The following is a 25,255-nucleotide window of genomic DNA, read 5'->3' on the forward strand; positions in this document are numbered from 1 at the left end:
TACAGTTCTGTAGGAGCGGGCTTGCCCCGCGATTGCAGATAACGCTTCTGTTCCGTGAGCATCCCATGCCCCAATCGCGTCCTTACAAAGTTGCACTCAACGGCTACGGCCGTATTGGTCGTTGCGTCTTGCGCGCACTCTTTGAACGGGGGGCGAAGGCGGGCTTCGAGATCGTTGCGCTGAACGACCTGGCCGACCAGGCCAGTATCGAATACCTGACACGCTTCGACTCCACCCACGGGCGTTTCCCCGGAGAGGTGAAGGTCGACGGCGATTGTCTGCATATCAATGGCGACTGCGTGAAAGTCTTGCGCAGTGCCACCCCGGAAGGGATCGACTGGGCGGCGCTGGGCGTCGACCTGGTGCTGGAGTGCTCCGGCGCCTACAACACCCGCGCCGATGCCATGCGTTTTCTCGACGCCGGCGCGCCGCGGGTGCTGTTTTCCCAGCCCATGGCCAGCGAGGCGGATGTCGACGCCACGGTGGTCTACGGAATCAACCAGGATTGCCTGGACGGCAGCGAGAAGCTGGTGTCCAACGCCTCCTGCACCACCAACTGCGGCGTGCCGCTGTTGCGGGTGCTGGACCAGGCTTTTGGCCTGGAGTACGTGTCGATTACCACCATCCACTCGGCGATGAACGACCAGCCGGTCATCGACGCCTATCACCACGAAGACTTGCGCCGTACCCGTTCGGCGTTCCAGTCGGTGATCCCGGTGTCCACGGGCCTTGCCCGTGGTATCGAACGGCTGCTGCCGGAACTTGCCGGGCGAATTCAGGCCAAAGCCGTACGCGTGCCGACCGTCAATGTGTCGTGCCTGGACATCACCCTGCAGACCGCCCGCGACACCACCGCGGCCGAGGTCAACCGGGTGCTGCGCGAAGCCGCCCTGAGCGGCCCGCTGCAGGGGCTGCTGGCCTACACTGAACTGCCGCACGCCAGTTGTGATTTCAACCATGACCCGCATTCGGCGATTGTCGATGCCAGCCAGACCCGCGTTTCCGGCCCCCGGCTGGTCAACCTGCTGGCCTGGTTCGACAACGAATGGGGTTTTGCCAACCGTATGCTCGACGTTGCCGATCACTTTCTGCACGTCGTCAATCAAACCCGCTCCACTTGTAAACAGCCCTGAAGGACTGCATTCATGACCGTGTTGAAGATGACCGACCTCGATCTGCAAGGTAAGCGCGTACTGATCCGCGAAGACCTCAACGTGCCTGTGAAGGACGGTGTGGTTGCCAGCGATGCGCGCATCCTCGCTTCGCTGCCGACCATCAAGCTGGCCCTGGAAAAGGGCGCGGCCGTGATGGTCTGCTCGCACCTGGGCCGCCCGAGCGAAGGCGAGTTCTCTGCCGAGAACAGCCTCAAGCCGGTCGCCGAGTACCTGAGCAAGGCCCTGGGCCGCGACGTGCCGCTGGTTGCCGACTACCTCGACGGTGTCGAAATCAAGGCCGGTGACATCGTCCTGTTCGAGAACGTGCGCTTCAACAAGGGCGAGAAGAAGAACGCCGACGAGCTGGCGCAGAAGTACGCCGCCCTGTGCGATGTGTTCGTGATGGACGCCTTCGGTACCGCTCACCGCGCCGAAGGCTCGACCCACGGCGTAGCCAAGTTCGCCAAGGTCGCTGCTGCCGGCCCGCTGCTGGCGGCCGAGCTGGATGCCCTGGGCAAGGCCCTGAAAGCCCCGGCCAAGCCGATGGCGGCGATCGTTGCCGGCTCCAAGGTGTCGACCAAGCTGGACGTGCTCAACAGCCTGAGCCAGATCTGCGACCTGCTGATCGTCGGCGGCGGCATCGCCAACACCTTCCTGGCCGCGGCCGGTCACCCGGTCGGCAAGTCGCTGTACGAGCCTGACCTGATCGACACCGCCAAGGCCATCGCTGCCAAGGTCAACGTACCGCTGCCAGTGGACGTCGTGGTTGCCAAGGAATTCGCCGAAAGCGCCGCCGCGACCGTCAAACTGGTTGCCGACGTTGCCGAAGACGACATGATCCTCGACATCGGCCCGCAAACCGCGGCCAACTTCGCCGAGCTGCTGAAGTCGTCGAAGACCATCCTCTGGAACGGCCCGGTCGGCGTGTTTGAATTCGACCAGTTCGGTAATGGCACCAAGGTCCTGGCCCAGGCCATCGCCGAGAGCGCGGCGTTCTCCATTGCCGGTGGTGGCGATACCCTGGCGGCCATCGACAAATATGGCGTTGCCGAGCAAATCTCCTACATTTCTACCGGTGGCGGTGCTTTCCTCGAGTTCGTCGAAGGTAAAGTGCTGCCGGCCGTTGAAGTGCTGGAACAGCGAGCCAAGGCCTGATCCATTCGGCCTGGCAAAGGGAGCGACCTGCATGGTCAAGCAATTGCCTGTGATTATCCTGGCCGGTCTGCTCGGCGCTTGCTCCAGTAACCCGGAGCAGGCGCCGGCAAAGCCCGGCGCGCCGAAAGGCGGCTGCTATCAGTCTGAATGGCAGGCTGAAACGGCACCGGTGATCAACAAAAGGCTGGGCCCGGATGGCCTGGAAAAATACGACGACGAACATCAGCGCCGGGCCCAGGGTTGCCCTTGATCGGTTCACGGCAACCTACCGGCCGGTTTGTGGTCTGCTAGAGGATATTGGATGAAAGCGGTTGCGGCCTTGATGGCCCTGGCAGTACTCGGTGGTTGCGCAAGCCTCAAGCCTGCGCCGGCACCGGCCGACAACTGGACCCGCTGGGTCTGCGACAGCCAGGTTGAAGTGCTCTGGCGCTTTGCCGACAGCAGCCAGCAGGAGGTGGACGTACGCCTGGGTGGCGGCGACCAGGTCTACCGGCTCAAGCCGGAGCCCAGTGGCTCGGGTGCGTTGTACAGCGATGGAGTGCTGGCGTTCCACAGCAAGGGTGACGAAGGCCTGGTGTACTGGGTCGCCACCAACGATTTGATAGGGCGGGGCTGCAAGGCGCCGTGACTGGCCGGGCCTCGAAGGCCCACACTACTTGAATAGCAACCGCCGCTGCGGCAGGCTTGCACGAAAAACGACGCTTGTCGGGAGAGAGATACACAATGGCACTCATTAGCATGCGCCAGATGCTGGACCACGCCGCTGAATTCGGCTACGGCGTTCCAGCTTTCAACGTCAACAACCTCGAGCAGATGCGCGCCATCATGGAAGCCGCCGACAAGACCGACTCCCCGGTGATTGTCCAGGCCTCGGCCGGTGCCCGCAAATACGCCGGCGCGCCGTTCCTGCGCCACCTGATCCTGGCTGCGATCGAAGAATTCCCGCACATCCCGGTGTGCATGCACCAGGACCACGGCACCAGCCCTGACGTCTGCCAGCGCTCGATCCAGCTGGGCTTCAGCTCGGTGATGATGGACGGCTCGCTGGGCGAAGACGGCAAGACCCCGACTGACTACGACTACAACGTCCGTGTTACCCAGCAAACCGTTGCCATGGCTCACGCCTGCGGCGTTTCGGTTGAAGGCGAGCTGGGCTGCCTGGGTTCGCTGGAAACCGGCATGGCCGGTGAAGAAGACGGTATCGGCGCCGAAGGCGTACTGGATCACAGCCAGATGCTGACCGATCCGGAAGAAGCTGCCGACTTCGTCAAACGCACTCAGGTCGATGCCCTGGCCATCGCCATCGGTACCAGCCACGGTGCTTACAAGTTCACCAAGCCGCCTACTGGCGACGTGCTGGCGATCGACCGCATCAAGGAAATCCACAAGCGCATCCCCAACACCCACCTGGTGATGCACGGTTCGTCCTCGGTACCGCAAGAGTGGCTGGCGATCATCAACCAGTACGGCGGCGACATCAAGGAAACCTACGGCGTGCCGGTTGAAGAAATCGTCGAAGGCATCAAGTACGGCGTGCGCAAGGTCAACATCGACACCGACCTGCGCCTGGCGTCCACCGGTGCCATGCGTCGCTTGATGGCCACCAACCCGAGCGAATTCGACCCACGCAAGTTCTTCGGCGAAACCGTCAAGGCCATGCGCGACGTCTGCATCGCCCGTTACGAAGCCTTCGGCACTGCTGGTAACGCCTCGAAGATCAAGCCGATCTCCCTCGAAGCGATGTTCCAGCGCTACGCCAAAGGTGAGCTGGCCGCCAAGGTCAACTAAGCCTGAACAGAAAAGCCCGCAGCGATGCGGGCTTTTTTGTGCCTGCGCGCCAGGAAGGCAATGCGCATGGCCCGGCCAGACAGACCGTTAGTCGGCTAACAGGCCATTCCGACCATGATGGCAATGTGCTGACTTCAGATTTATGGCAGCCGGGTCTAGAGTTACGCACAGATTTCAGCCGAAGCCCGGCATTGGTGCCTTAAGAGAAGCAGCATGGATTGCGCGCAACCTCAGTCACACGATAGCGGCTCAGTACTGCTGGTCGTTGACGATTATCCGGAAAACCTGATCAGCATGCGGGCCTTGCTGGCCCGCCAGGACTGGCAAGTACTCACCGCGAGCTCGGGGACGGAAGCCCTGAGCGCGCTGCTCGAACATGAAGTGGACCTGGTGCTGCTCGATGTGCAGATGCCGGGCATGGACGGTTTCGAGGTTGCCCGCCTGATGCGCGGTAGCCAGCGTACGCGGTTGACGCCGATCATCTTCCTCACCGCCAACGAACAGTCCCAGGCCGCTGTGCTCAAGGGCTATGCCAGTGGTGCGGTGGATTACCTGTTCAAACCCTTCGATCCGCAAATCCTCAAGCCCAAGGTTCAGGCCCTGCTCGAGCAGCAGCGCAACCGGCGCTCGCTGCAGCGCTTGAGCCGCGACCTGGAAGCGGCGCGGGCGTTCAACGCCTCGGTGCTCAACAATGCCGCCGAAGGCATCCTGGTGGTGGGCGAAAAGGGTGAGATCAGCTTTGCCAACCCGGCCATTTCGCAATTGCTCCAAGCCCCGGTCGAGCTGCTGCAAGGTGCCAACCTGCTAGATTTCGTGCAGTCGCCGGGGATGACCTTGTGGGCCGAATCGGCGTTCTACCAGGCCTACCTGGAGCGGCAGATCTTCCGTATCCACGATGCCCTGCTGCGTACCGCCGGCGGCCAGCCGGTGCCGGTAGCGCTGTCGTGCTCGCCATTGACCGACGGCCAGCGCGCCATGGTGGTGACGGTGCTGGACATGTCGGTGGTGCGCCACCTGCACCAGCAACTGGAGTTTCAGGCGGTTACCGACCCCTTGACCGGGCTGCTCAACCGCCGTGGCTTCTACCAGGCCGCTGAAAGCGCCCTGGTGCGTAATGAGCGCAGCGACAAGACCCAGGCGCTGATGTACCTGGACCTGGACGGTTTCAAACGTATCAATGATTTTCTCGGCCATGAGGCCGGCGACCGGGTGCTGCATTGGGTCGCCGAGCAGCTCAAGGATTGCCTGGGCGCCAATGCGATCCTGGCGCGCATGGGCGGCGATGAGTTCACCGCCTTGTTCGATGCCCTGGAATACCCTGAGCAGGCGGCGCGTTTCGCCGAGGGGGTGATCGAGCGCATGTCGATCTGCCAGCAGATAGAGGGCATGGAAGTGACCCTCGGCGTGAGCATCGGCATTGCCACCTACCCCGATTGCGGCGCCAACCTCGACGGCCTGCTGCGCGCGGCCGACGCTGCGATGTATGCGGCCAAGCAGGCCGGGCGCCAGCAGTATCGCTACTACGACCAGGACCTCAATGGCCGGGCGCGCTCGCGGCTGATGCTCGAAGACTCGGTGCGCAGCGCCATCGAGCACAAGGATTTCAGCCTGGTCTACCAGCCGCAGGTGGCATTTGCCGACGGCCGTCTACGCGGCTTCGAGGCGCTGCTGCGTTGGCAGCACCCCAGTGTCGGCGACGTGCCGCCGGGGTTGTTCCTGCCCTTGCTGGAAGAGGCGCGGCTGATTTCGCGCCTGGCCAGCTGGATATACGCCCAGGGCGCGGCGCAGCGGCGTGACTGGCAGGAATGCTTCGAGCCGACACTGGTGCTGGGCATTAGCCTCAGCCGCGTGCAGTTCGCCATGCCCAACCTGGCCGAGGAACTGGGCCGGGTGATCGCCATCCAGGGCCTTGATCCGGCGCAGCTGGAGGTCGAGGTGGCCGAGACGTCGTTGATGGTCAATAACGACGTGGCTTTGAAACAGTTACACAAGTTGCGCGAGCTGGGCGTGCGCATCGCCCTCGACGATTTTGGTGCGGGCGATTGTTCGCTGCGGCTGCTGCGCGACCTGCCAATCGACACGCTTAAACTCGACCGCCACCTGGTCGCACGCTTGCCCGGCTCGCAAGCGGACGCGGCGCTGGTGCGTTGCGTCATCGACCTGTGTCGCCAGTATGCAATCAGCGTGATCGCCGAAGGTGTCGAAACCCTCGAGCAGGCGCACTGGCTGCAGGCCAACGGCTGCGAATATGTGCAGGGCTTTTTGGTGGCGCGACCGATGACGGCCAGTGATGCCGGGGCGTTTCCGGGCTTTTTTGCCTGGCAGCAGCTGTAGTTGGGTACACTGGCGCCTTTACCGTCAGCCGTTTTGCCCATGACCGTGCTCAAGTACCTGCAAGCCTATCCACCCGCCCTGCAAGACCAGGTTCGCCAGTTGATTGCCAGCAATCGCCTGGGCGACTACTTGCAGCAGCGCTACCCGGACCGGCACGCGGTACAAAGCGACAAGGCGCTGTACAGCTATGCCCAGGCGCTCAAGCAGGAGCACCTGCGCAACGCGCCGAACCTCGACAAGGTGCTGTTCGACAACCGCCTTGACCTCACCCACCGCGCGCTCGGCCTGCACACGGCGGTGTCGCGGGTGCAGGGCGGCAAGCTCAAGGCCAAGAAGGAAATCCGCATCGCTTCGTTGTTCAAGGAGGCGGCGCCGCAGTTTCTTAAGATGATCGTGGTGCACGAACTGGCGCACCTGAAAGAGTCCGATCACAACAAGGCGTTCTACCAGCTCTGTGAATATATGCAGCCGGGCTACCATCAACTGGAATTCGACCTGCGCGTTTACCTGACCTACCGCGAGCTGCCCGCCAGCCTGTAGGCCCTGAGGATTTGCCAATGGAAGTGAGCAAGACCAAGAGCAGTTTCTACCGCCGGCTGTATGTCGCCTGGCTGATCGACAGCCAGACTGCCAGCACCGTCCCGGCCTTGATGGAAGCCACCGGCATGCCGCGGCGCACCGCCCAGGACACCATTGCCGCCCTGGCCGACCTGGACATCGTCTGTGAGTTCGAGCAGCAGGCAGGGGCGCGCAATCATGCCGGGCACTACCGGATTCGCGACTGGGGGGCGATCGACAAGCAGTGGATCACCCAGCATTTGCGCGGTATCCGTGAAGTGCTGGGCTATCCCTGAAGGCCCCATCGCGGGTCAATCCCGCTCTTACATAATTGTGGGAGCGGCGGTGCGGCGACCCGACTTGACCGGCGATGCTGCTAGTCCCGCCGCATACCAATGTGTGGGATATCGTCTTCCAGATACTCCTCTCCCGCCACCTTGAAACCATGGCGTGCATAGTAGCCCTGCAAGTGCGCCTGGGCTGACAGGTACACCGGCACTTCAGGCCAGTAATGCTCTGCGTACTTGAGTCCATGCTCCATCAGTTCATGGCCGAGTCCACGACCACGTGCCTCGGGGGCGATCAGCACCCGGCCTATGACCACGTCACCGCCCTGGGACTGTGGATCGAGCAAACGCAGGTACGCCAGCAACTGGTCACCTTCCCAGGCCATCAGGTGGTAGGTGTCGCCTTCCAGGTCCTGGCCATCGACTTCCTGGTAGGCACATTTCTGTTCGACCACGAACACTTCGGTACGCAGTCGCAGAATGGCATAGAGTTGTTCCTTGCCAATGTCACTGTGGTGTTTGCAGATCCAGTCGATGGCCATGGGCGTCTCTCAAGCGGTTGATAGCCCTGATCATGGCAGACTGCGCGGCGACGGTCTAATTGCGCCAGGTCAATACAGGCTCGAAGTCGACCGGAATAGAGGCCATTTGATATCATTTGCCTCTGCCCGATTACTTCTTCTTTGTGTAACCTGCGATGGCTGATAGGCACTGAACATTCTCAAGCAGTTGAAATCAACGGCGCGAACCAGGGGTTCGCTAAAGGATTTGAGCATGCGGCCATTGCTTCGAGTCTTGGCTTCAATGGGAATACTGCTACTGCTGAGCACATCGGCACAGGCCACCCGGCTGCGGCTGGTGGCCGACAGCTGGCCACCGTTCACCGATGCCAGCATGGCCAACGGCGGCCTGGCCACGGCCATCGTCACCACCGCCCTGACCCGTGCCGGTTATACCAGCCAGTACGAGCAGGTGCCCTGGGCCCGGGCGCTGCTGGGGGTGGGGGAAGGCCGCTACGATGTGCTGGTCAACGCCTGGTACAACGACTCGCGTACACAAATTGGCCAGTTCTCCGCCAGCTACCTGACCAACCGTATTCGGCTGCTCAAGCGCAAAGGCGATGCGCTGCGCTTCAATGCCTTGAGCGACCTCCATCCGTTCCCAGTCGCTGTGGTGCGCGATTACGCCTACTCGCCCGAGTTCGACAGTGACGCCCAATTGCAGAAGGTTCCGGTGCGCAGTTTTTCCGTTGCTGTCGGCATGCTCGCCGCCGGGCGTGTACGCCTGGCGCTGGAGGATGAGTTCGTTGCCGGTTATTACCTCAAGCGCGAACCGAAAGAGGTGCGTGAGGCGGTGGAGTTCTTCGACAAGCCGGTCAGCGAGAACAGCCTGCATATCCTCGTCAGCCTGAAGAATCCCGAGCACCAGCAGATCGTCGCCGGTTTCGACCGCGCCATTGCCCAGATGAAAGCCGATGGCAGTTATGCCCGGCTGCTCAAGCAGCACGGCCTGTAATCAGGCCGGCGCGCTGTCCTTGATCAGGTGTGCGGCGAGGGTGCGCAGTGGCGCCAGTTGCCGGCAGATCAGCGCCAGCTGGGTTTGCACCAGGCGCTGGTTTTCGTCGAGCTCTTCGGGCATCTGCTCAAGCTCATTGGCCAGGGCCTCTTCGGCATCACTGTGGATCGCTACCGGCAACTTGCTGGCCAGGCCTTCGGCGATTTCATCCAGGCTGCTGGCCAGGCTGGCCCCGGCGCCATCGATCAACTGCTGGCGAACCTCGGCATCCAGGGCCGTGTCGCGGTGCGCGCCGAGGCCCGACAGATAACTGAGCAGGGTGTGCGACAGCACCAAAAAACGGAAACCGACGTCGGCCTCCTTACGAAAATGCCCCGGCTCCATGAGCATGTTGGCCAGGGTGGTCGACAACGCTGCGTCGGCGTTGTGGGCGTTGCGCCGGGCCAGGCGGTAGGCGAGGTCGTCGCTCTTGCCCTGGGCGTACTGCTGCATGATCTGGCGCAGGTAGGTGCTGTTGCAGCTCAAGGTGTTGGCCAGCACCTTGTTCAGGCGCCGGCCCTGCCAGTCCGGGAGGAACAGGAATACGGCGAGGATGGCGATCAGGCTGCCCACCAGGGTATCGAACAGGCGCGGCAGGAACAGCCCGTAGCCATCGCCGATCTGGTTGAAGCAGAACAGCACCATCAGGGTGATCGCTGCGGTTGCCAGGGTGTAGCGGGTGGTGCGGTTGACGAAGAACACCACCCCGGCGGCCACGGCGAACAGTGACTGGATGATCGGGCTGGGGAACAGGTCGAACAACGCCCAGCCGACGGTCAGGCCGATGCCCGTACCGATGATCCGTTGCACCAGCTTGCGCCGCGTGGCGCCGTAGTTGGGCTGGCAGACGAACAGGGTGGTGAGGATGATCCAGTAGCCCTGGGTCGGGTGAATCAGGTGCACCATGCCATAGCCGATCGACAGCGCCAGAGGCAGGCGCAGGGCGTGGCGAAACAGCAACGAGGTCGGCGTCAGTTGCTGGCGCAGGCGGCTCCAGACGTCCTTGAAATTGCGCGGCGAGCGGTCGAGCAGGCTGCTGTCGCTGGCATCGGCAAGGTTGTCGGGGTTGCTGGCATCGCTGAGCAGGCGGTCGAGGGTCGCCAGGTTTGCCGCCAGCGCCCGCAGCGAACGCAGCAGGCCACGCCAGGCCGGGTTGCTCTGGATGCGCAGGTGTTCGAGCGAGGCGTGCAGGTCTTCCAGGGCCTGGGCGAAGCTGGTGTCGTAGGTGAACGGCTGGCGCAGCTGGATGGATTCGGACAACTGCTGGCACGCAACGCCCTGCTGGCGCAGCAGGCGCTGGCAGCGGAACAGCACGTCGCTGTGGAAAAAGGCTTCGGTCAGGGCGTTGTAGGGGTAGTGCGAAGAACTGGCACGCTCATGGATGTCCTGGGCCAGGAAGTACAGCTTCAGGTAGCGGCTGACCTTCGAGCCAGGCCGGCCATTGCCGACCCGGTGCAGGATGATCTCCTTGGCCGCATTCAGTGCGGCCACCACCCGGCCGTTCTGCTGCGCCAGTTCCAGGCGCCGGGCTTCGACATCCAGCTGGCGGATCGGCTCGAACAGGGTGGCCTTGAGCTTGAGGTAGCGACCCAGCTCGCGGAACAGCCGGGCCAGGCTCTGCTGCACCGGCTGGTTGGAAAACAGCGCCTGCCATAGCACTGAAAGCAGGCCGTACCAGGCGGCGCCGGCCACCAACAGCAACGGCTCGTGCCAGAAGTCAGTGACTTCGCCGCCGCGCTGGTCGACGCCGATCATGGTGTACACCGACAAAATCAGCGTCGCCGAGGCAATCGCGCCGTAGCGCTCGCCGAGCGCACCGAGCATGGTCAGGGCAAAGCTGGCCAGGGCCAGGGCGCAGCCGAAGATGATCGGGTAGGGGAACAGCAACTCCACCGACAGCGCGGCAACCGTGAAGCACACCAGGGTCACCGCCAGGGCATTCAGGCGCCCCTGCCAGCTGTCGTCGGTCTCGGCCAGGGCGCTGGCGATAATCCCCAGAAACAGCGGGATCAGCAGGCTCATCTCGTCCTTGTACCAGCACAGCAGCATGCTGCCGGTCAGGGCGATGAGAACGCGGATGGCGTAGCTGAACTTGTCCAGGGCCCAGAGGCGGCGCAACGATTGGCTGAACGAGGAAGATGACATGTCGGGTCGGCAGGCCTTGGGCGATGATCGAAATTGAGCCAGTCAGATGGCAGCGGTGTTACCGCCGCCATCTGACCAGCAAAATTTGTTCCTTGATGCGCTGATTCTACCGCGAAGGTTAGACGAACTGCGCGGCCGCGTACGCCGAGGCCCAGGCCCACTGGAAGTTGAAGCCGCCCAGGTGGCCACTGACGTCGAGCACTTCACCGATAAAGTACAGCCCCGGGCTTTTCAGCGACTCCATGGTTTTCGACGAAACCTCGCGGGTATCGACGCCGCCCAGGGTTACCTCGGCGGTGCGGTAGCCCTCGGTACCGGCCGGCACCACCTGCCAGGCCCCGAGCTTGTCGCTGACCTGGGCCAGTTCCGCCGGGGTGTACTGCTTCATCGGTTTGGAGACGAACCAGTACTCGGCCAGCAGGTTGGCCATCTTCTTGGTGAAGATTTCGCCGAGCAGGGTCTTGAGCTCGCTGTTGGGGCGCTCGGCTTGCTGCTGTTGCAGCCAGCTCAGGGCGTCGTGCTCGGGCAGCAGGTTGATCTCAACCGTGTCGCCGGCCTGCCAGAACGAAGAAATCTGCAGGATCGCCGGGCCGCTCAGGCCGCGGTGGGTAAACAGCAGGTTTTCCCGGAAGCTGCTGGCGTTGCAGCTGGCCACGCAATCCACCGAGGTGCCCGACAGTTCAGTGCAGATCGCCTTGAGCTGCGGCTCGGTGATGGTGAACGGCACCAGGCCGGCACGGGTCGGCAGCAGGGTGTGACCGAACTGGCGGGCCACCTGGTAGCCGAAGCCGGTGGCACCCAGGGTCGGGATCGACAGGCCGCCGGTGGCGATGACCAGCGACTGGCACTGGAACTGGCCGGCGCTGGTTTCCAGCAGGTAGCCGCTGTCGAGTTTTTCGATCTGCTCGATGCGGGTGTCCATGCGCAGCTCGGCGCCAGCGTTGTCGCACTCGTCCAGAAGCATGCCGAGGATGTCGCTGGACTTGTTATCGCAGAACAGCTGGCCGAGCTTTTTCTCGTGGTAGGGCACGCCGTGCTTGCCGACCATCTCGATGAAGTCCCACTGGGTGTAGCGGGCCAGGGCCGATTTGCAGAAGTGCGGGTTGTGCGAGAGGAAATTGCTCGGCTCGGTGTACATGTTGGTGAAGTTGCAGCGGCCACCGCCAGACATGAGGATCTTCTTGCCCGGTTTGTTGGCGTGGTCGAGCAGCAGCACCTGGCGGCCGCGTTTGGCGGCGCTCAGGGCGCACATCAGGCCGGCGGCGCCAGCGCCGATGATGATCACTTCGGTGGAACGCACTGCAAAATCCTCGAGAATTCGGTGGTGAAGCGATCGCGGGGCAAGCCCGCTCCTACAGGGAGGGTGTGTAGGAGCGGGCTTGCCCCGCGAAAAAAGTAATCAGACGATCCGCACCCGCAACGAGCGGCCCTTGATCTTGCCGCTGTTGAGCCGCTGCAGCGCCTGTTTGGCCACCGCGCGCTCGACGGCGACGAAGGCCTGGAAGTCGAAGATGGCAATTTTGCCGACCTGGGTGCCCGGCAGTCCGGCATCGCCGGTCAGGGCGCCAAGAATGTCGCCAGGGCGCAGCTTGTCCTTGCGCCCGGCAGCGATGCACAGGGTGCTCATGGTCGGCAGCAGCGGTGCACCATTCTGGGCCTTGAGGCTGTCCAGCTGTTCCCAGCGCAGGGCGGCCTTCTGCATGTCTTCGATGGCCTGGGCGCGATGGCCTTCGGCCGGGGCCACCAGGCTCACCGCCAGGCCTTTCTCGCCGGCACGGCCGGTACGGCCGACGCGGTGCACGTGGATCTCGGCATCGCGGGCCAGCTCGACGTTGATGACCATGTCCAGGGCGTCGATATCCAGGCCGCGGGCGGCGACGTCAGTGGCCACCAGCACTGACAGGCTGCGGTTGGCGAACAGGGTCAGGACCTGGTCGCGGTCACGCTGCTCCAGGTCGCCATGCAGGGCCTGGGCGGCAATGCCCTTGGCCTGCAGGTGCTCGACCAGCTCCTGGCACTGCTGCTTGGTGAAGCAGAACGCTACGCACGACTGCGGGCGGAAATGCCCGAGCAGCTTGCTCACCGCGTCCATGCGCTGTTCCGGGGTGATCTCGTAGAAGCGCTGCTCGATCTGGCTGTCGGCGTGCTGCGACTCGACCTTGACGGTTTGCGGGTCGCGCATGAAGGCCGAGGCCAGTTGCTTGATGCCGGCCGGGTAGGTGGCGGAGAACAGCAGGGTCTGGCGGCGCTTCGGGGTCTGGCCGATGATGTCGGCGATGGCGTCGTAGAAGCCCATGTCGAGCATGCGGTCGGCTTCATCGAGCACCAGGGTGTTGAGGCCATCGAGCACCAGGGTGCCTTTGCTCAGGTGCTGCTGCACGCGGCCCGGGGTGCCGACGATGATGTGCGCGCCGTGCTCCAGCGAAGCGATCTGCGGGCCCAGGGACACGCCACCGCAGAGGGTCAGAATCTTGATGTTGTCTTCGCTGCGGGCCAGGCGGCGCAGCTCTTTGGCCACCTGGTCGGCCAGCTCGCGGGTCGGGCACAGCACCAGCGCCTGGCACCCGAAGTAACGCGGGTTGAGCGGGTTGAGCAGGCCGATGCCGAAGGCGGCGGTCTTGCCGCTGCCGGTCTTGGCCTGGGCGATCAGGTCCATGCCCTTGAGCATCACCGGCAGGCTTTGGGCCTGGATCGGGGTCATCTGGGCGTAGCCGAGGGCGTCCAGGTTGGCCAGCATGGCGGCGGACAGCGGCAAAGTGGCGAAGGCGGTGGCAATGGTGGTCACGAGACTGGCCTGCAAAACAAAATGTCGCGCAGTGTACCAGCCTCATGGCCTTTAGCCCTAAGGCTCGATCTCCGGTTCCGGACGAGGGGCACGCCTTCCGTCTGCCCTGGACAACTGCATGAAGATCGCCGCCGCCAGCATGGCCATCAGGCCGATGGTCACAAAGGTCAGTTGGAACGCCCCGAGGGTGCTCTCGACGCCTTCGGCACTGCCCGCTGCGGTAAAACCGCCAAGCAGGGCGCCGGCACAGGCCACACCGAGGCTCAGCGACAATTGCGCGACCACCGACAGCAGGCTGTTGCCGCTGCTGGCGCTGTTGTCGTCGAGATCGATCAGGGTCACGGTGTTCATCGCTGTGAACTGCATCGAGTTGACCGCACCCAGCAAGCCCAGTTGCAACAGCAACAGGGCGTAGGGCGTCTGTTCGTCGACCAGCCCCAGGCTTGCCAGCAGCAGGCCCAGCAGCAGGGTATTGCCGGTGAGAATGTTGCGATAGCCGAAGCGCTCGATCAGCGGCCGGGCAATCGACTTGGCGGCCATCGCCGCCGCAGCCAGGGGGATCATGCTCATGCCGGCCTGGGACGGTGAGTAACCCAGCGCCACTTGCAGCAACAGCGGCACCAGGAACGGCAGGGCGCCGCTGCCCAGGCGGGCAAACAGGTTGCCGAGGATACCCACCGAAAAGGTCCGGGTGCGGAACAGTTTTGGCGAAAACAGCGGGTTGTCGACGCTGCCGGCGCGCAGCCAGTAGGCGGCCAGGCAGGCCATGCCGGCAAACAGCAGCAGCATTACCCGCAGGTGCGGCAGGTGCAGCTCGCCCAGGCCTTCCATGGCAATGGTGATCAACACCATTGCCGCGCCGAACAGCACGAAGCCGATGCCGTCGAAGCGGGTACGCTCCGAGCCGCGCAGGTCGGGGATGAACTTCCACACCGCATAACAGCCGATGGCGCCAACCGGCAGGTTGAGCAGGAAGATCCAGTGCCAGCTGAGAATTTCCACCAGCCAGCCGCCCATGGTCGGGCCCAGCAACGGCCCGAGCAGGCCGGGGATGGTGATGAAGCTCATGATCCGCACCAGCTCCGAGCGTGGATAGGCACGCAGTACCACCAGGCGCCCGACCGGTAGCATCAAGGCGCCGCCCAGGCCCTGGATCACCCGTGCCGCTACCAGCATGCCGAGGCTGCTGGCCAGGGCGCAGAGCAGCGAACCAAGGCTGAACAGGAGGATGGCGCCGAAGAAGATGCGCTTGGTGCCAAAGCGGTCGGCAATCCAGCCCGAGGCCGGGATCAGCAGGGCCACGGTGAGCATGTAGGCGATGATCACCGACTGCATGCGCAGCGGGTCTTCGGCCAGGTCGCGGGCCATGGCCGGCAGGGCGGTGTTGAGGATGGTGCCGTCGAGCGACTGCATGAAAAAGGCGATGGCCACCACCCAGGGAATCCAGCGGGCGGTGGTCGGGTCCAGCGGGGCGCGGTTGGGCATGGGTTGGTGTGCAGTCCTTGAGGGCCTCATCGCGGGTCTGTGGCAGCGGGCTTGACCCGCGATGGGCTAATTACAGTGTCAACGTCAGGCGTTTGACCAACGCTCCCGGCAAATGGCTCGAACTGGTCTGGCGCTGGCCGTAGGTGCTGGTCGACAGAATCAGCTCGCGTTCGGTCGTCAATGCCTCCAGTTGCGAACCCAGCAAACTGTAGACGCTGTCGTCAAAGCGCATGGTGCTCACCGGCGCCTGGATCTCGCCGCTCTCGACCCAGAAGGTGGCGAAGCGGGTCAGGCCGGTCATGCGCGCAGCGGGCAGGTCCGAGTAGTTCAGGTACCAGAGGTTGCTGATGTACAGGCCGGTGCCCAGGCGGGCGAGGACTTCGCTCTGCGCAAGCTCGCCGCCGGCCATGCTCAGCGCGCATGGCGACTCGTAGCTATCGGCACCGTTGGCCGCCAGTTCGAACTCGGCGGCGCTACGGGCGCAGATCAGCCGATCGTGGGCCCGGCCCTGGTCAATCAGGCGCAGGTCGCTGCGCACCAGGCCTTCGTCCGAAAACGACGGGCTCAGCGAGCCGCTGACCTGCTCGCTTATCTGGACCAACGGGCTCAGGCTGGCATCGGCGCTGTACAGGCGTTGCAGCGGGCTGTTCTTGGTGGCGATGGCCTGGGCCGAGAAGCCGCCCCAGCAGAGCATGCCCATGATCTCGTCCAGCGCTGCCGGTGCCAGGTAGGCGCGGTACTGACCGGGGGCGAGCTTTTTCAGCGGGCGGCCGAGGTAGTCGAGCTGTTCGCGGGCCTGCTGCAGGCGCAGGGCGAAGGCTTCGCCGTCCCAGGTCTGGCCGGCATAGTTGGCTTTGACCGCCTCGCCGTTGCTGTGGAACAGGCTCCAGTCGAAGTTGAAACTGTTGGCCTGGTGCCAGCCAAAGGCCCCGAACGAGCTGGCAAAACCCCGGCAGATCGGGCCCGCGGCGTAGATGCCAACCAGGTCCAGATCACCCGCGCCTTGCTCGATCTGCGCCAGCACCGCAGCGCTGTCTGGCAGCGCTTGATCCTGCACGCTATGGCTGTGCCAGGCGCTGTCATTGAGTTGCAGGTAAGGGTCGGGCTCAAGCAGCGGCAGGGTCTGGCGCAGTTGCTCCAGGGCTTGTTGCAGGCGCAGCTGATCGACCTCGGCGTCGTTGCCGAGGGTGAACTGCAGCTCGGCCTGGCGCCCGTCGGCGACCAGCTTGAGCACGCAACTGGCCTGTTGCACTTCGCCGGCCTGGCGCACCCTGGCGTGGTTGAAGCGGATGAACTGCGAGTGCTCGCCGCTGTAGCTCAAGGTGAAATGCTCTGGCGCGCACACCGCGTCGCGCAGGCTGGCGACCAGGTGCTGGAAACTTTGCAGTGGGGTGGCAGCCATCAGGCGTCTCCTCCGAATACGTCGATCTGGCTGAATACGCAGGCGGGGGAGGCATGGCCCACGCGTACCACCTGGTTCGGCTCGCCCTTGCCGCAGTTTGGCGTGCCCAGTACCTGCAAGGTGCTGGCGTCACCGACGGCGCTGAGATTGCCCCAGAACCGGGCGGAGATGCCGCGGTAGTTGGGGTTCTTGACCACGCCCTTGAGCTCGCCGTTTTCGATCAGTTGGCCCCATTCGCAGCCGAACTGGAACTTGTTGCGCGCATCATCAATCGACCACGAGCGGTTGGTGCGCATCAGGATGCCCTGTTCGATACCGCCGATCAGTTGCGCCAGGGTCTTGTCCCCCGGCTCGATGTTGAGGTTGGCCATGCGGTCGATCGGTGCGCGGTTCCAGCCGCAGGCGCGGCTGTTGGCCACCCCTTCAAGGCCGGAACGGAACTGCGACAGGGCACCACCGAGCGGGCGGACCAGCAAACCGTCCTTGATCAGGTACTGCTTGTGCGCAGCGCTGCCGTCATCGTCGTGGCTGTAGCTGGCAAGCTCTTCGCGGATCGACGGGTCGAAGGTTACGTTGAGCAATTTCGAGCCGTACTGCAGGCTGCCGAAGTCGCTGGCTTTGACAAAGCTGGTGCCGGCGTAATTACGCTCGTCGCCGAGGATACGGTCCATTTCCAGCGGGTGGCCGATGGATTCGTGGATCTGCAGCATCATCTGGTCGGGCATCAGCAGCAGGTCGCGCACACCACTGGGTGTGTTCGGCGCCAGCAGCAGTTGCAGGGCCTGCTCGGCGACTTTGGCCCCGGCACCAACCAGGCCGCAGCGCTCGATCACATCGAGGCCGCCCTGCTGGCCGAAGTTCTCCCGGCCCAGGGTACGGGTCTGGCTGTCCTGGCCGTCGAAGGCGGTGGTGCTGAAGCCCGGGTAGATAAAGCGCTGGGCCTGGCGCAGTTCGGCGCCGGCGGTGTTCAGGTAGATCTGCTCGATAGTGCTGATGCCCAGGCTTGCCTGCCAGTTCACCAGGCGGCTGTCGTCCGGCACGCTGGCAGATTCCTGGGCAAGCAGGGCGTAGCAGTCGGCCAGGGACGGGAAGGCTTGCTCAAGGTTGGGCGAGCAGTAATCGGCGCGGCCTGTGGCCAGCGGTTGCTCGCGCAGGTCGAGCAGGGCGCGCCCGGCGATTTGCCGGGCCAGTGCCTCAGCCTGCTCCAGGGCACGCTGCAAGCCGGCTTGCGAGAGGTCGGCGGTGGCGGCGTAGGTTTCCACGCCATGGACGCGCACGGTGAGCATCGCGCCTTCGTCGCGGCTGAGAAACGGCGGCTCGGCGATATTCTTGCGCACCGACAGGTGTTGCTGGCTTTGCTGCACATAACGCAGGGAGAAAAATTCGCCACTGCTGCGCAGGGCGGCGAAGCGCTGGCGCAGCAATGCGGTCAACTCGAACATGCGGGAACCTCCGTGTGCGCGGTGGTTCCCCCTCAGAACCACTCGTCGTGCATGCTCAGGCAGGTATCGTCACGGGCCGCGAGCAATGCCAGCTCATTATGGCAGCCCGGCACTTCCCAGGTCAGGAAATAACGCGCGGCCTGCAATTTTCCCAGGTAGAAGTCGCGATCGGCCGGGTTGCCCCGGGCCAGGCCTTGTTCAGCGTGGATTGCCTGCTCCAGCCAGCGCCAGCCGATCACGCAGTGACCGAAAGCCTTTAGATACAGCGCCGAGTTGGCCAGGGCTGCATTGACCTGGCCCTGGGCCAGATCGCCGAGCAGGCCGAGGGTCACTTCCTGCAGGCGATTGAGCAACTGCTCCAGCGGTACCCGCAGACGATCCAGGCTGCTGTGCGGATGGGCTCTCTCGCAGGTGCTGGCGATCAGGCGGACCAGTTGCTTGAGCCCGGCACCACCGTTTTGCGCCAGCTTGCGCCCGAGCAGGTCCAGCGACTGGATGCCGTGGGTGCCTTCGTGAATCGGATTCAGGCGGTTGTCGCGGTAGTACTGTTCGACCGGGTACTCGCGGGTGTAGCCATGGCCGCCGAGAATCTGGATGGCCAGCTCGTTGGCCTTGAGGCAAAACTCCGAAGGCCAGGACTTGACGATCGGCGTCAGCAGGTCGAGCAGTTCATGGGCCTGCTGGCGAACCGTATCGCTTTCGCCGCTCTGGGTGTCATCGAACAGCCGCGCGGCGTACAGGCCCAGATCAAAGGCGCCTTCGACGTAGGCCTTCTGGGTCAGCAGCATGCGCTTGACGTCGCTGTGATTGATGATCGGCACGGCAGCGGTGGCCGGATCCTTGTTGTCTGGCAGGCGCCCTTGCGGACGCTGGCGGGCGTACTCCAGCGAGTACAGATAGCCAGCATAACCAAGCATCACCGCGCCCATGCCGACGCCGATACGCGCCTCGTTCATCATCTGGAACATGCAGGCCAGGCCCTGGTGTGGCTTGCCCACCAGGTAGCCGACGCATTGGCCGTTGTCGCCGAAGTTCAGCGCCGTCGACGTGGTGCCGCGCCAGCCCATCTTGTGGAACAACCCGGCCAGCAACACATCGTTGCGCGGGCCGAGGCTGCCGTCGGCGTTGACCAGGAACTTGGGCACGATAAACAGCGAAATGCCCTTCACCCCGGGCGGCGCATCGGGCAGCTTGGCCAGGACCATATGCACGATGTTTTCCGACAACGGATGGTCGCCGCCGGAAATGAATATCTTGTTGCCGCGCAGCCGATAGCTGCCATCGCCGGCTGGCTCGGCGCGGCTGCGAATATCGGCCAGGGACGAGCCAGCGTGCGGCTCGGTCAAGGCCATGGTGCCGAAGAAGCGGCCTTCGATCATCGGTTGCAGGAACAGGCGCTTCTGCTCGTCGCTGCCAAAGCTTTCAATCAGGTTGGCGGCGCCCATGGTCAGGAACGGGTAGGCCGTGGTACCGGCGTTGGCCGCCTGGAAGTGGGCGAAACAGGCTTGCGAGAGCAAGGTCGGCAACTGCATGCCACCGGCTTCGAAGTCGCGGCTGGCGTTGAGAAAGCCGGCTTCAAGGAAGGCATCGACCGCAGGCTTGACCTCGGGGATCAACAGCGCCTCGCCATTTTCATAGCGCGGCTCGTGCTCATCGCCCTTGCGATTATGCGGGGCGAAATACTTCTCGGCGATGGTCCGCGCAGTGCTCAGAGCGGCATCGAAGGTTTCGCGGTTGTGCTCGGCAAAGCGCGGGCGTTGGGTCAGGGCCTCGGCGTCGAGCACTTCGTAGAGTTCGAAGGCCAGGTTGCGGGCGCTGAGCAGGGTCTCGGACATGGCGGCATTCCTGTCTGGGGATGGGCCGAGTCTAGGTAGTGACGTTGCTACTGCACAGTGAAATAGATACGGGTGATGGCAAGGCACAAGGCGTTTGGGAATGTTCGTACCCTTGCTTCGGAGCCAGAGGGCAGATCTGTGATGCACGAGCAGGCTTAGATAGTCGGCCCATTACCGAAGGCCGTAGCCATGACCACTAACAGCACCGCTTCGATGAGCCCTGATCTCTCTGATGCCACAGGCAGGGGGCCAATGTTCTTCGTCGTATCGATCAGAAAGTTGATCGTGATGAACCTGTTCACCTTTGGTTTTTATTGGCTTTTTTGCCATTACCAAAGCTGGGCGCTCTACCGGCGGGAAACCGGGGAGCGAGTGTTGCCGCTGGTAAGAAGCATCTTCGGCATTCTGTTTCTTTACAGCCTGCTGAGCAGGGTCGATCGGCAATTACACCTGTCTGGTCGTAGCTACAGGTGGTCACCGTTCTGGTTGGTATGCGCCTTGATCCTGCTGACAGCGCTCTCGTTGTGGGCAAACCAGATGATGGAGCTGGCGCCGCTGCCGTTGTTGAGTGCGGTATTGGCTATGGATGTCGTGATTCTTTGGGTAATGGCCAGGATTCAGGGAGCGATAAACACCTGCGTAGGCGACCCGAAAGGCCAGTCTAATTCCCGCTTGTCACTCCTGAATTGGGCCTGGATGTCGGTCGGGATTCTGGTTTGGATAGTGCTGGTGTCTTTTCTCGTGGTTTTGCTGGCAGGTTTTTTCATCGGGATCTTTGTTGATGTCTGAGGCCTTCGGTCGTCAGCCTATGAATCAGCTCCCACGTATGACCCGGTTTTGGTGGGGGGGATGGATGCATTTTTTATAGTCTTTTATGTCCAGGGTGGTCTTCGTGGCGGTCAGATCCCTGGTTTTCGTCATTGCTTCCGAGGTCGTGAAGGCGGGTAGCCTGGGGTGGCTGGTGCGTCATCAACGTGCGAAGTTTCTGGGCTAGAAAGCATCGCGGGTCAAGCCCGCTCCTACGCTGTAGGAGCGGGCTTGACCCGCGATAGAGGCGCCGCAGGTTATCAGCCGATCGTCATCAGGCTCGCGTTACCACCGGCAGCAGCAGTGTTGACGCTCAGTGCGCGCTCGATTACCAGGCGCTCCAGGGCAATCGCGGTTTCACCCGACGACAGGCCGTGAACACCGACGATGGCACCGGCGCGCTTGGCCACCTGCTCGCACACGGCGCGCAGTTGGTCGGAGTCGCCATGGTGGAGGACGGCGTCGAATACCACGTCATCCTTGTTCCAGTCGGCCACCAGCTGGATGCGCGCTTGCACTTCCTTCGGCAGGCGATTGCGCAGGGTCTTGCTCAGCTCGCCTTCCGGCCACACCGCCGAGCTGCCCACGGCCAGTACCGCCGCCAGTTGGGTCAGCAGGTCAGCTTCGACCTCGGCCAGGCACAGCACGTGCTCGCGCGGCAGGATGGTGTAGCTGTTGCGCTCGCCGGTCGGGCCCGCCAGCAGGCGGCTGATACCGCTTTGCGATTGCTGGGCGAACTGCTCGCACAGGCCGCTCAGGTCGTTCAGCTGATTGCTCGCCGCCCAGGCTTTGAGGGCTTGCAGCGGTTTGCTCAGGCTGTCGCGCAGGCGGGTGTCCGGGGCGTTTTCGCCGTCGGTGCGCTGGAACGACTGCTCGATGGCGCCCGCCGGGCGGGTCGACAGCAGGCGGTACAGGTACAGCGGGCCACCGGCTTTCGGGCCGGTACCGGACAGGCCTTCACCGCCGAATGGCTGCACGCCGACCACGGCGCCGACGATGTTGCGGTTGACGTAGACGTTACCGGCATTGACGTTGTCGATGACCTTGGCAATGGTTTCGTCGATCCGGGTGTGGACACCCAGGGTCAGGCCGTAGCCGGAGGCGTTGATCTGCTCGATCAACTGGTCGAGGTTCTTGCGGTTGTAGCGCACCACGTGCAGTACCGGGCCGAAGATCTCGCGCTGCAGTTCGTCGAAGCTTTCCAGTTCGATCAAGGTTGGCATCACGAAAGTGCCGCGCTTGATCTCTTCACCATCGGCGATTGCCATCTGGTACACGGTACGGCCTTTGTCGCGCATACCCTGGATGTGCTTCTCGATACCGGCCTTGGCTTCGGCGTCGATCACCGGGCCAATGTCCACGGCCAGGCGCTCGGGGTTGCCCAGGCGGCTTTCTGCCATGGCGCCCTTGAGCATTTCGATGACGCGGTCGGCAGAATCTTCCTGCAGGCACAGTACGCGCAGGGCCGAGCAACGCTGGCCAGCGCTGTCGAAGGCAGAAGATACGACGTCGATGACCACCTGTTCGGTGAGCGCCGAGGAGTCGACGATCATCGCGTTCTGGCCGCCGGTTTCGGCGATCAGCGGGATCGGACGGCCCTGGGCATCCAGGCGGCCGGCGATGTTGCGTTGCAGCAGGCGGGCGACTTCGGTAGAGCCGGTGAACATCACGCCTTTGACCCGATCGTCACCGACCAGGCGGGCGCCGACGGTTTCGCCGCGGCCCGGCAGCAGTTGCACTACGCCTTCGGGGATACCGGCTTCGAGCAGCAGGCGCACGGCCTGGGCGGCAACCAGCGGGGTCTGTTCGGCCGGCTTGGCCAGCACCGGGTTACCGGCGGCAAGTGCCGCGGCAACCTGGCCACTGAAGATCGCCAGGGGGAAGTTCCATGGGCTGATGCACACTACCGGACCCAGCGGGCGGTGAGCGTCGTTGCTGAAATCGTTGCGCGCCTGGACGGCGTAGTAACGCAGGAAGTCGACGGCTTCACGCACTTCGGCGATGGCGTTGGCGAAGGTCTTGCCGGCTTCGCGGGCGAGCAGGCCCATCAGCGGCTGGATCTCGGCTTCCATCAGGTCGGCGGCACGCTCCAGGATCGCGGCGCGTTCGGCCGGCGGGGTGGCCTGCCAGATCGGCGCGGCATTGAGCGCGCACTGGATGGCGTTGTCGACGTCAGTGACGTTGGCTTCCTGGACATGACCCACCACATCGCGCAGGTCAGCCGGGTTCAGCACCGGCGCCGCCGCTTCGTTGCTGGAAGCGCAAGCGAGCATCGGCGCGGCTTTCCAGTCGTTGTGGGCGCTGGCCAGCAGGGCGCAGGACAGCGAAGCCAGGCGGTGTTCGTTGGCCAGGTCGATACCGGCGGAGTTGGCCCGCTCGGTGCCATACAGGTCACGCGGCAGCGGAATGCGCGGGTGCGGCAGGCCGGTATTGCCTTCCTGGGTAGCCATCTGTTCGATGGTGGCGACCGGGTCGGCGACCAGTTCCTGGATCGAGATCGACTGGTCGGCAATACGGTTGACGAACGAGGTGTTGGCGCCGTTTTCCAGCAGGCGGCGAACCAGGTAGGCCAGCAGGGTTTCGTGGGTACCGACCGGGGCATACACGCGGCACGGACGGTTCAGCTTGCCATCGGCGACCTTGCCGACAACCTGCTCGTACAGCGGCTCGCCCATACCGTGCAGGCACTGGAATTCGTACTGGCCCGGGTAATAGTTCTGGCCGGCGATATGGTAGATGGCCGACAGGGTGTGTGCGTTGTGGGTGGCGAACTGCGGGTAGATGACTTCCGGCACCGACAGCAGTTTGCGTGCACAAGCAATGTAGGAAACGTCGGTGTACACCTTGCGGGTATACACCGGGTAGCCTTCCAGGCCTTCGACCTGGGCGCGCTTGATCTCGCTGTCCCAGTAAGCACCTTTTACCAGGCGGATCATCAGGCGATGGCGGCTGCGGCGGGCCAGGTCGATGACGTAGTCGATCACATACGGGCAGCGCTTCTGGTAGGCCTGGATGACGAAACCGATACCGTTCCAGCCGGTCAGTTGCGGCTCGAAGCACAGGCGCTCGAGCAGGTCCAGGGACAGCTCCAGGCGGTCGGCTTCCTCGGCGTCGATGTTCAGGCCGATGTCGTATTGCTTGGCCAGCAGGGTCAGCGACAGCAGGCGCGGGTACAGCTCGTCCATGACGCGCTCGTACTGGGCGCGGCTGTAGCGTGGGTGCAGGGCCGAGAGCTTGATCGAGATGCCCGGGCCTTCATAGATGCCGCGACCGTGGGAAGCCTTGCCGATCGAATGGATAGCCTGCTCGTAGGACGCCAGGTATTTCTGCGCGTCATGTTCGGTCAGCGCCGCTTCGCCGAGCATGTCGTAGGAATAACGGAAGCCTTTGGCTTCGAACTTGCTGGCGTTGGCCAGGGCTTCGGCGATGGTTTCGCCGGTCACGAATTGCTCGCCCATCAGGCGCATGGCCATGTCGACGCCCTTGCGGATCATCGGCTCGCCGCTCTTGCCGATGATGCGGCTGAGCGAAGAGGTGAGGCCGGATTCGTTGTGGGTCGAGACCAGCTTGCCGGTCAGCAGCAAGCCCCAGGTGGCGGCGTTGACGAACAGCGACGGGCTGTTGCCCAGGTGCGGCTGCCAGTTGCCGGTGCTGATCTTGTCGCGGATCAGGGCGTCGCGGGTGCCTTTGTCGGGGATGCGCAGCAGGGCTTCGGCCAGGCACATCAGCGCCACGCCTTCCTGCGACGACAGGGAGAATTCCTGCAGCAGGCCCTGAACGATGCCGGCACGGCCGCCAGCGCTCTTCTGGTTACGCAGTTTTTCGGCGATGCCGGCGGCCAGCTTGTTGGTGGCTTCGGCCATGGCGGCCGGCAGGCGCGCCTGCTCCAGCAGCATCGGTACCACTTCCGGCTCAGGGCGGCGGTAGGCGGCGGTGATGGCCGAGCGCAAGACCGACTGCGGCAGGATGCTTTCGGCAAATTCTAGGAAGCATTGGTGGGCGTGGTCGGCCTGTACTTCACCGGCATCGTCGGCATGAATGCCGGGCTGACCGTTGAGTTCGGTCAGGGTGGCGCCACCCTCGAGCTTCTCCAGGTAATTGAAGATCGCTTGTTTGATCAACCAGTGCGGCGTGCGATCGATAGAGGTCGCAGCTGCTTTGAGTCGCTCACGGGTAGGGTCGTCGAGTTTGACCCCAAGGGTGGTCGTCGCCATTTCTTATCCTCATTATTGCCACAGGCTGTGGCTTAAGCTGGCGCCAAGATTAGCCGTGCGCGATTTTGGGTGCAACCTAGTGCAACCCAAAATATGCAGGAAAAAAGTGCTACTCGTCCGGAGGGTAAAACCACACAGCAAAAATGGCTGTTTGTGGTGCATTTTCTTCTGAAAACAGGTCTTCTTGCTCCAAAAGGGAGCAAAAACCCGCTGTTACGCAAAATTTCCGACGAGGTGCAACTTGATTGTAAAAACAGGTTGCACCCTCTTTGCGTTGTTGCATAGGATTCGCGGCCTGGGTGCAACCTCT

Annotated in this window: 19 protein-coding genes; 10 read left to right on the forward strand and 9 right to left on the reverse strand. The window is 63.4% G+C overall.

Going from position 1 to position 25,255, the window contains the following annotated elements:
• The first annotated feature begins 65 nt into the window (after positions 1-65).
• The 8 genes from epd to LOY22_RS02130 all read left to right on the forward strand — a co-directional run bounded on the left by epd (position 66) and on the right by LOY22_RS02130 (position 7,285).
• Positions 66-1,133 carry an erythrose-4-phosphate dehydrogenase gene (gene epd, locus LOY22_RS02095; protein ID WP_093376873.1) on the forward strand — a complete coding sequence of 356 codons (1,068 nt, stop codon included), beginning with the start codon at positions 66-68 and terminating at the stop codon, positions 1,131-1,133.
• Between the two features lie 12 nt (positions 1,134-1,145).
• A complete protein-coding gene (locus LOY22_RS02100) occupies positions 1,146-2,309 on the forward strand; it encodes a phosphoglycerate kinase (protein WP_045193813.1) in 1,164 nt (387 codons plus the stop codon).
• Positions 2,310-2,340: 31 nt separating this feature from the next.
• Positions 2,341-2,559: a hypothetical protein gene (locus LOY22_RS02105; protein WP_045193812.1), complete on the forward strand. Its 219-nt coding sequence runs from the start codon at positions 2,341-2,343 to the stop codon at positions 2,557-2,559.
• A 51-nt stretch (positions 2,560-2,610) separates the two neighbouring features.
• Positions 2,611-2,937, forward strand: coding sequence for an MliC family protein (locus LOY22_RS02110; RefSeq protein ID WP_045193810.1), 327 nt, complete (start codon positions 2,611-2,613; stop codon positions 2,935-2,937).
• A 95-nt stretch (positions 2,938-3,032) separates the two neighbouring features.
• The gene (gene fba, locus LOY22_RS02115; protein WP_043863595.1) at positions 3,033-4,097 is read left to right on the forward strand and encodes a class II fructose-bisphosphate aldolase; all 1,065 of its coding nucleotides are present in this window, start codon (positions 3,033-3,035) and stop codon (positions 4,095-4,097) included.
• 213 nt (positions 4,098-4,310) lie between these two features.
• Positions 4,311-6,431, forward strand: coding sequence for a bifunctional diguanylate cyclase/phosphodiesterase (locus LOY22_RS02120; RefSeq protein ID WP_213602647.1), 2,121 nt, complete (start codon positions 4,311-4,313; stop codon positions 6,429-6,431).
• Between the two features lie 39 nt (positions 6,432-6,470).
• Positions 6,471-6,971, forward strand: a complete 501-nt coding sequence (locus tag LOY22_RS02125; protein ID WP_045193804.1) for a YgjP-like metallopeptidase domain-containing protein — start codon at positions 6,471-6,473, stop codon at positions 6,969-6,971.
• 17 nt (positions 6,972-6,988) lie between these two features.
• Entirely contained in the window at positions 6,989-7,285 is a 297-nt protein-coding gene (locus tag LOY22_RS02130; RefSeq protein WP_093376863.1) for a helix-turn-helix domain-containing protein, read from the forward strand.
• Between the two features lie 80 nt (positions 7,286-7,365).
• Here LOY22_RS02130 and LOY22_RS02135 read toward each other — a convergent pair whose 3' ends face one another.
• Complete coding sequence (locus LOY22_RS02135) at positions 7,366-7,818, reverse strand: GNAT family N-acetyltransferase (protein WP_258596032.1); 453 nt, start codon at positions 7,816-7,818, stop codon at positions 7,366-7,368.
• 232 nt (positions 7,819-8,050) lie between these two features.
• Here LOY22_RS02135 and LOY22_RS02140 point away from each other — a divergent pair, with 232 nt between their 5' ends.
• Positions 8,051-8,791 carry an ABC transporter substrate-binding protein gene (locus tag LOY22_RS02140; protein WP_093376858.1) on the forward strand — a complete coding sequence of 247 codons (741 nt, stop codon included), beginning with the start codon at positions 8,051-8,053 and terminating at the stop codon, positions 8,789-8,791.
• Here the strand turns inward: LOY22_RS02140 and yccS are convergent, their stop codons facing one another.
• From yccS to LOY22_RS02175, 7 genes are all read right to left on the reverse strand, one after another.
• The gene (gene yccS, locus LOY22_RS02145) at positions 8,792-10,975 is read right to left on the reverse strand and encodes a YccS family putative transporter (RefSeq protein WP_093376854.1); all 2,184 of its coding nucleotides are present in this window, start codon (positions 10,973-10,975) and stop codon (positions 8,792-8,794) included.
• A 118-nt stretch (positions 10,976-11,093) separates the two neighbouring features.
• Positions 11,094-12,275 carry an NAD(P)/FAD-dependent oxidoreductase gene (locus LOY22_RS02150; RefSeq protein WP_258596035.1) on the reverse strand — a complete coding sequence of 394 codons (1,182 nt, stop codon included), beginning with the start codon at positions 12,273-12,275 and terminating at the stop codon, positions 11,094-11,096.
• 99 nt (positions 12,276-12,374) lie between these two features.
• A complete protein-coding gene (dbpA, locus tag LOY22_RS02155) occupies positions 12,375-13,712 on the reverse strand; it encodes an ATP-dependent RNA helicase DbpA (protein WP_249744453.1) in 1,338 nt (445 codons plus the stop codon).
• Between the two features lie 105 nt (positions 13,713-13,817).
• Positions 13,818-15,275, reverse strand: a complete 1,458-nt coding sequence (mdtD, locus tag LOY22_RS02160; protein ID WP_258596037.1) for a multidrug transporter subunit MdtD — start codon at positions 15,273-15,275, stop codon at positions 13,818-13,820.
• Positions 15,276-15,315: 40 nt separating this feature from the next.
• Positions 15,316-16,647, reverse strand: a complete 1,332-nt coding sequence (locus LOY22_RS02165; RefSeq protein ID WP_258596039.1) for a TldD/PmbA family protein — start codon at positions 16,645-16,647, stop codon at positions 15,316-15,318.
• Positions 16,647-18,089 carry a TldD/PmbA family protein gene (locus LOY22_RS02170; protein ID WP_093376844.1) on the reverse strand — a complete coding sequence of 481 codons (1,443 nt, stop codon included), beginning with the start codon at positions 18,087-18,089 and terminating at the stop codon, positions 16,647-16,649. Before LOY22_RS02170 ends, LOY22_RS02165 begins: the two co-directional genes overlap by 1 nt.
• A gap of 32 nt (positions 18,090-18,121) precedes the next feature.
• On the reverse strand, positions 18,122-19,924 hold the full coding sequence (locus LOY22_RS02175; protein ID WP_258596042.1) for an acyl-CoA dehydrogenase: 1,803 nt from the start codon (positions 19,922-19,924) through the stop codon (positions 18,122-18,124).
• 189 nt (positions 19,925-20,113) lie between these two features.
• On the opposite strand from LOY22_RS02175, the gene LOY22_RS02180 reads away from it, so the two are divergent.
• On the forward strand, positions 20,114-20,713 hold the full coding sequence (locus tag LOY22_RS02180; RefSeq protein WP_195885528.1) for a hypothetical protein: 600 nt from the start codon (positions 20,114-20,116) through the stop codon (positions 20,711-20,713).
• Positions 20,714-20,991: 278 nt separating this feature from the next.
• On the opposite strand, the gene putA is transcribed toward LOY22_RS02180, so the two are convergent.
• The gene (gene putA / locus LOY22_RS02185) at positions 20,992-24,945 is read right to left on the reverse strand and encodes a trifunctional transcriptional regulator/proline dehydrogenase/L-glutamate gamma-semialdehyde dehydrogenase (protein ID WP_213602642.1); all 3,954 of its coding nucleotides are present in this window, start codon (positions 24,943-24,945) and stop codon (positions 20,992-20,994) included.
• Between the last annotated feature and the right edge of the window lie 310 nt (positions 24,946-25,255).

It is taken from the genome of Pseudomonas sp. B21-035 (genome assembly GCF_024748945.1).
Lineage (GTDB): Bacteria > Pseudomonadota > Gammaproteobacteria > Pseudomonadales > Pseudomonadaceae > Aquipseudomonas.

Excerpts from the sequence above, each read along its gene's own strand:
- epd (WP_093376873.1), top strand. The coding sequence starts at position 66 with ATGCCCCAATCGCGTCCTTACAAAGTTGCACTCAACGGCTACGGCCGT.
- LOY22_RS02100 (WP_045193813.1), top strand. The coding sequence starts at position 1,146 with ATGACCGTGTTGAAGATGACCGACCTCGATCTGCAAGGTAAGCGCGTA.
- LOY22_RS02105 (WP_045193812.1), top strand. The coding sequence starts at position 2,341 with ATGGTCAAGCAATTGCCTGTGATTATCCTGGCCGGTCTGCTCGGCGCT.
- LOY22_RS02110 (WP_045193810.1), top strand. The coding sequence starts at position 2,611 with ATGAAAGCGGTTGCGGCCTTGATGGCCCTGGCAGTACTCGGTGGTTGC.
- fba (WP_043863595.1), top strand. The coding sequence starts at position 3,033 with ATGGCACTCATTAGCATGCGCCAGATGCTGGACCACGCCGCTGAATTC.
- LOY22_RS02120 (WP_213602647.1), top strand. The coding sequence starts at position 4,311 with ATGGATTGCGCGCAACCTCAGTCACACGATAGCGGCTCAGTACTGCTG.
- LOY22_RS02125 (WP_045193804.1), top strand. The coding sequence starts at position 6,471 with ATGACCGTGCTCAAGTACCTGCAAGCCTATCCACCCGCCCTGCAAGAC.
- LOY22_RS02130 (WP_093376863.1), top strand. The coding sequence starts at position 6,989 with ATGGAAGTGAGCAAGACCAAGAGCAGTTTCTACCGCCGGCTGTATGTC.
- LOY22_RS02135 (WP_258596032.1), bottom strand. The coding sequence starts at position 7,818 with ATGGCCATCGACTGGATCTGCAAACACCACAGTGACATTGGCAAGGAA.
- LOY22_RS02140 (WP_093376858.1), top strand. The coding sequence starts at position 8,051 with ATGCGGCCATTGCTTCGAGTCTTGGCTTCAATGGGAATACTGCTACTG.
- yccS (WP_093376854.1), bottom strand. The coding sequence starts at position 10,975 with ATGTCATCTTCCTCGTTCAGCCAATCGTTGCGCCGCCTCTGGGCCCTG.
- dbpA (WP_249744453.1), bottom strand. The coding sequence starts at position 13,712 with ATGCTGGCCAACCTGGACGCCCTCGGCTACGCCCAGATGACCCCGATC.
- mdtD (WP_258596037.1), bottom strand. The coding sequence starts at position 15,275 with ATGAGGCCCTCAAGGACTGCACACCAACCCATGCCCAACCGCGCCCCG.
- LOY22_RS02165 (WP_258596039.1), bottom strand. The coding sequence starts at position 16,647 with ATGGCTGCCACCCCACTGCAAAGTTTCCAGCACCTGGTCGCCAGCCTG.
- LOY22_RS02170 (WP_093376844.1), bottom strand. The coding sequence starts at position 18,089 with ATGTTCGAGTTGACCGCATTGCTGCGCCAGCGCTTCGCCGCCCTGCGC.
- LOY22_RS02175 (WP_258596042.1), bottom strand. The coding sequence starts at position 19,924 with ATGTCCGAGACCCTGCTCAGCGCCCGCAACCTGGCCTTCGAACTCTAC.
- LOY22_RS02180 (WP_195885528.1), top strand. The coding sequence starts at position 20,114 with ATGACCACTAACAGCACCGCTTCGATGAGCCCTGATCTCTCTGATGCC.
- putA (WP_213602642.1), bottom strand. The coding sequence starts at position 24,945 with ATGGCGACGACCACCCTTGGGGTCAAACTCGACGACCCTACCCGTGAG.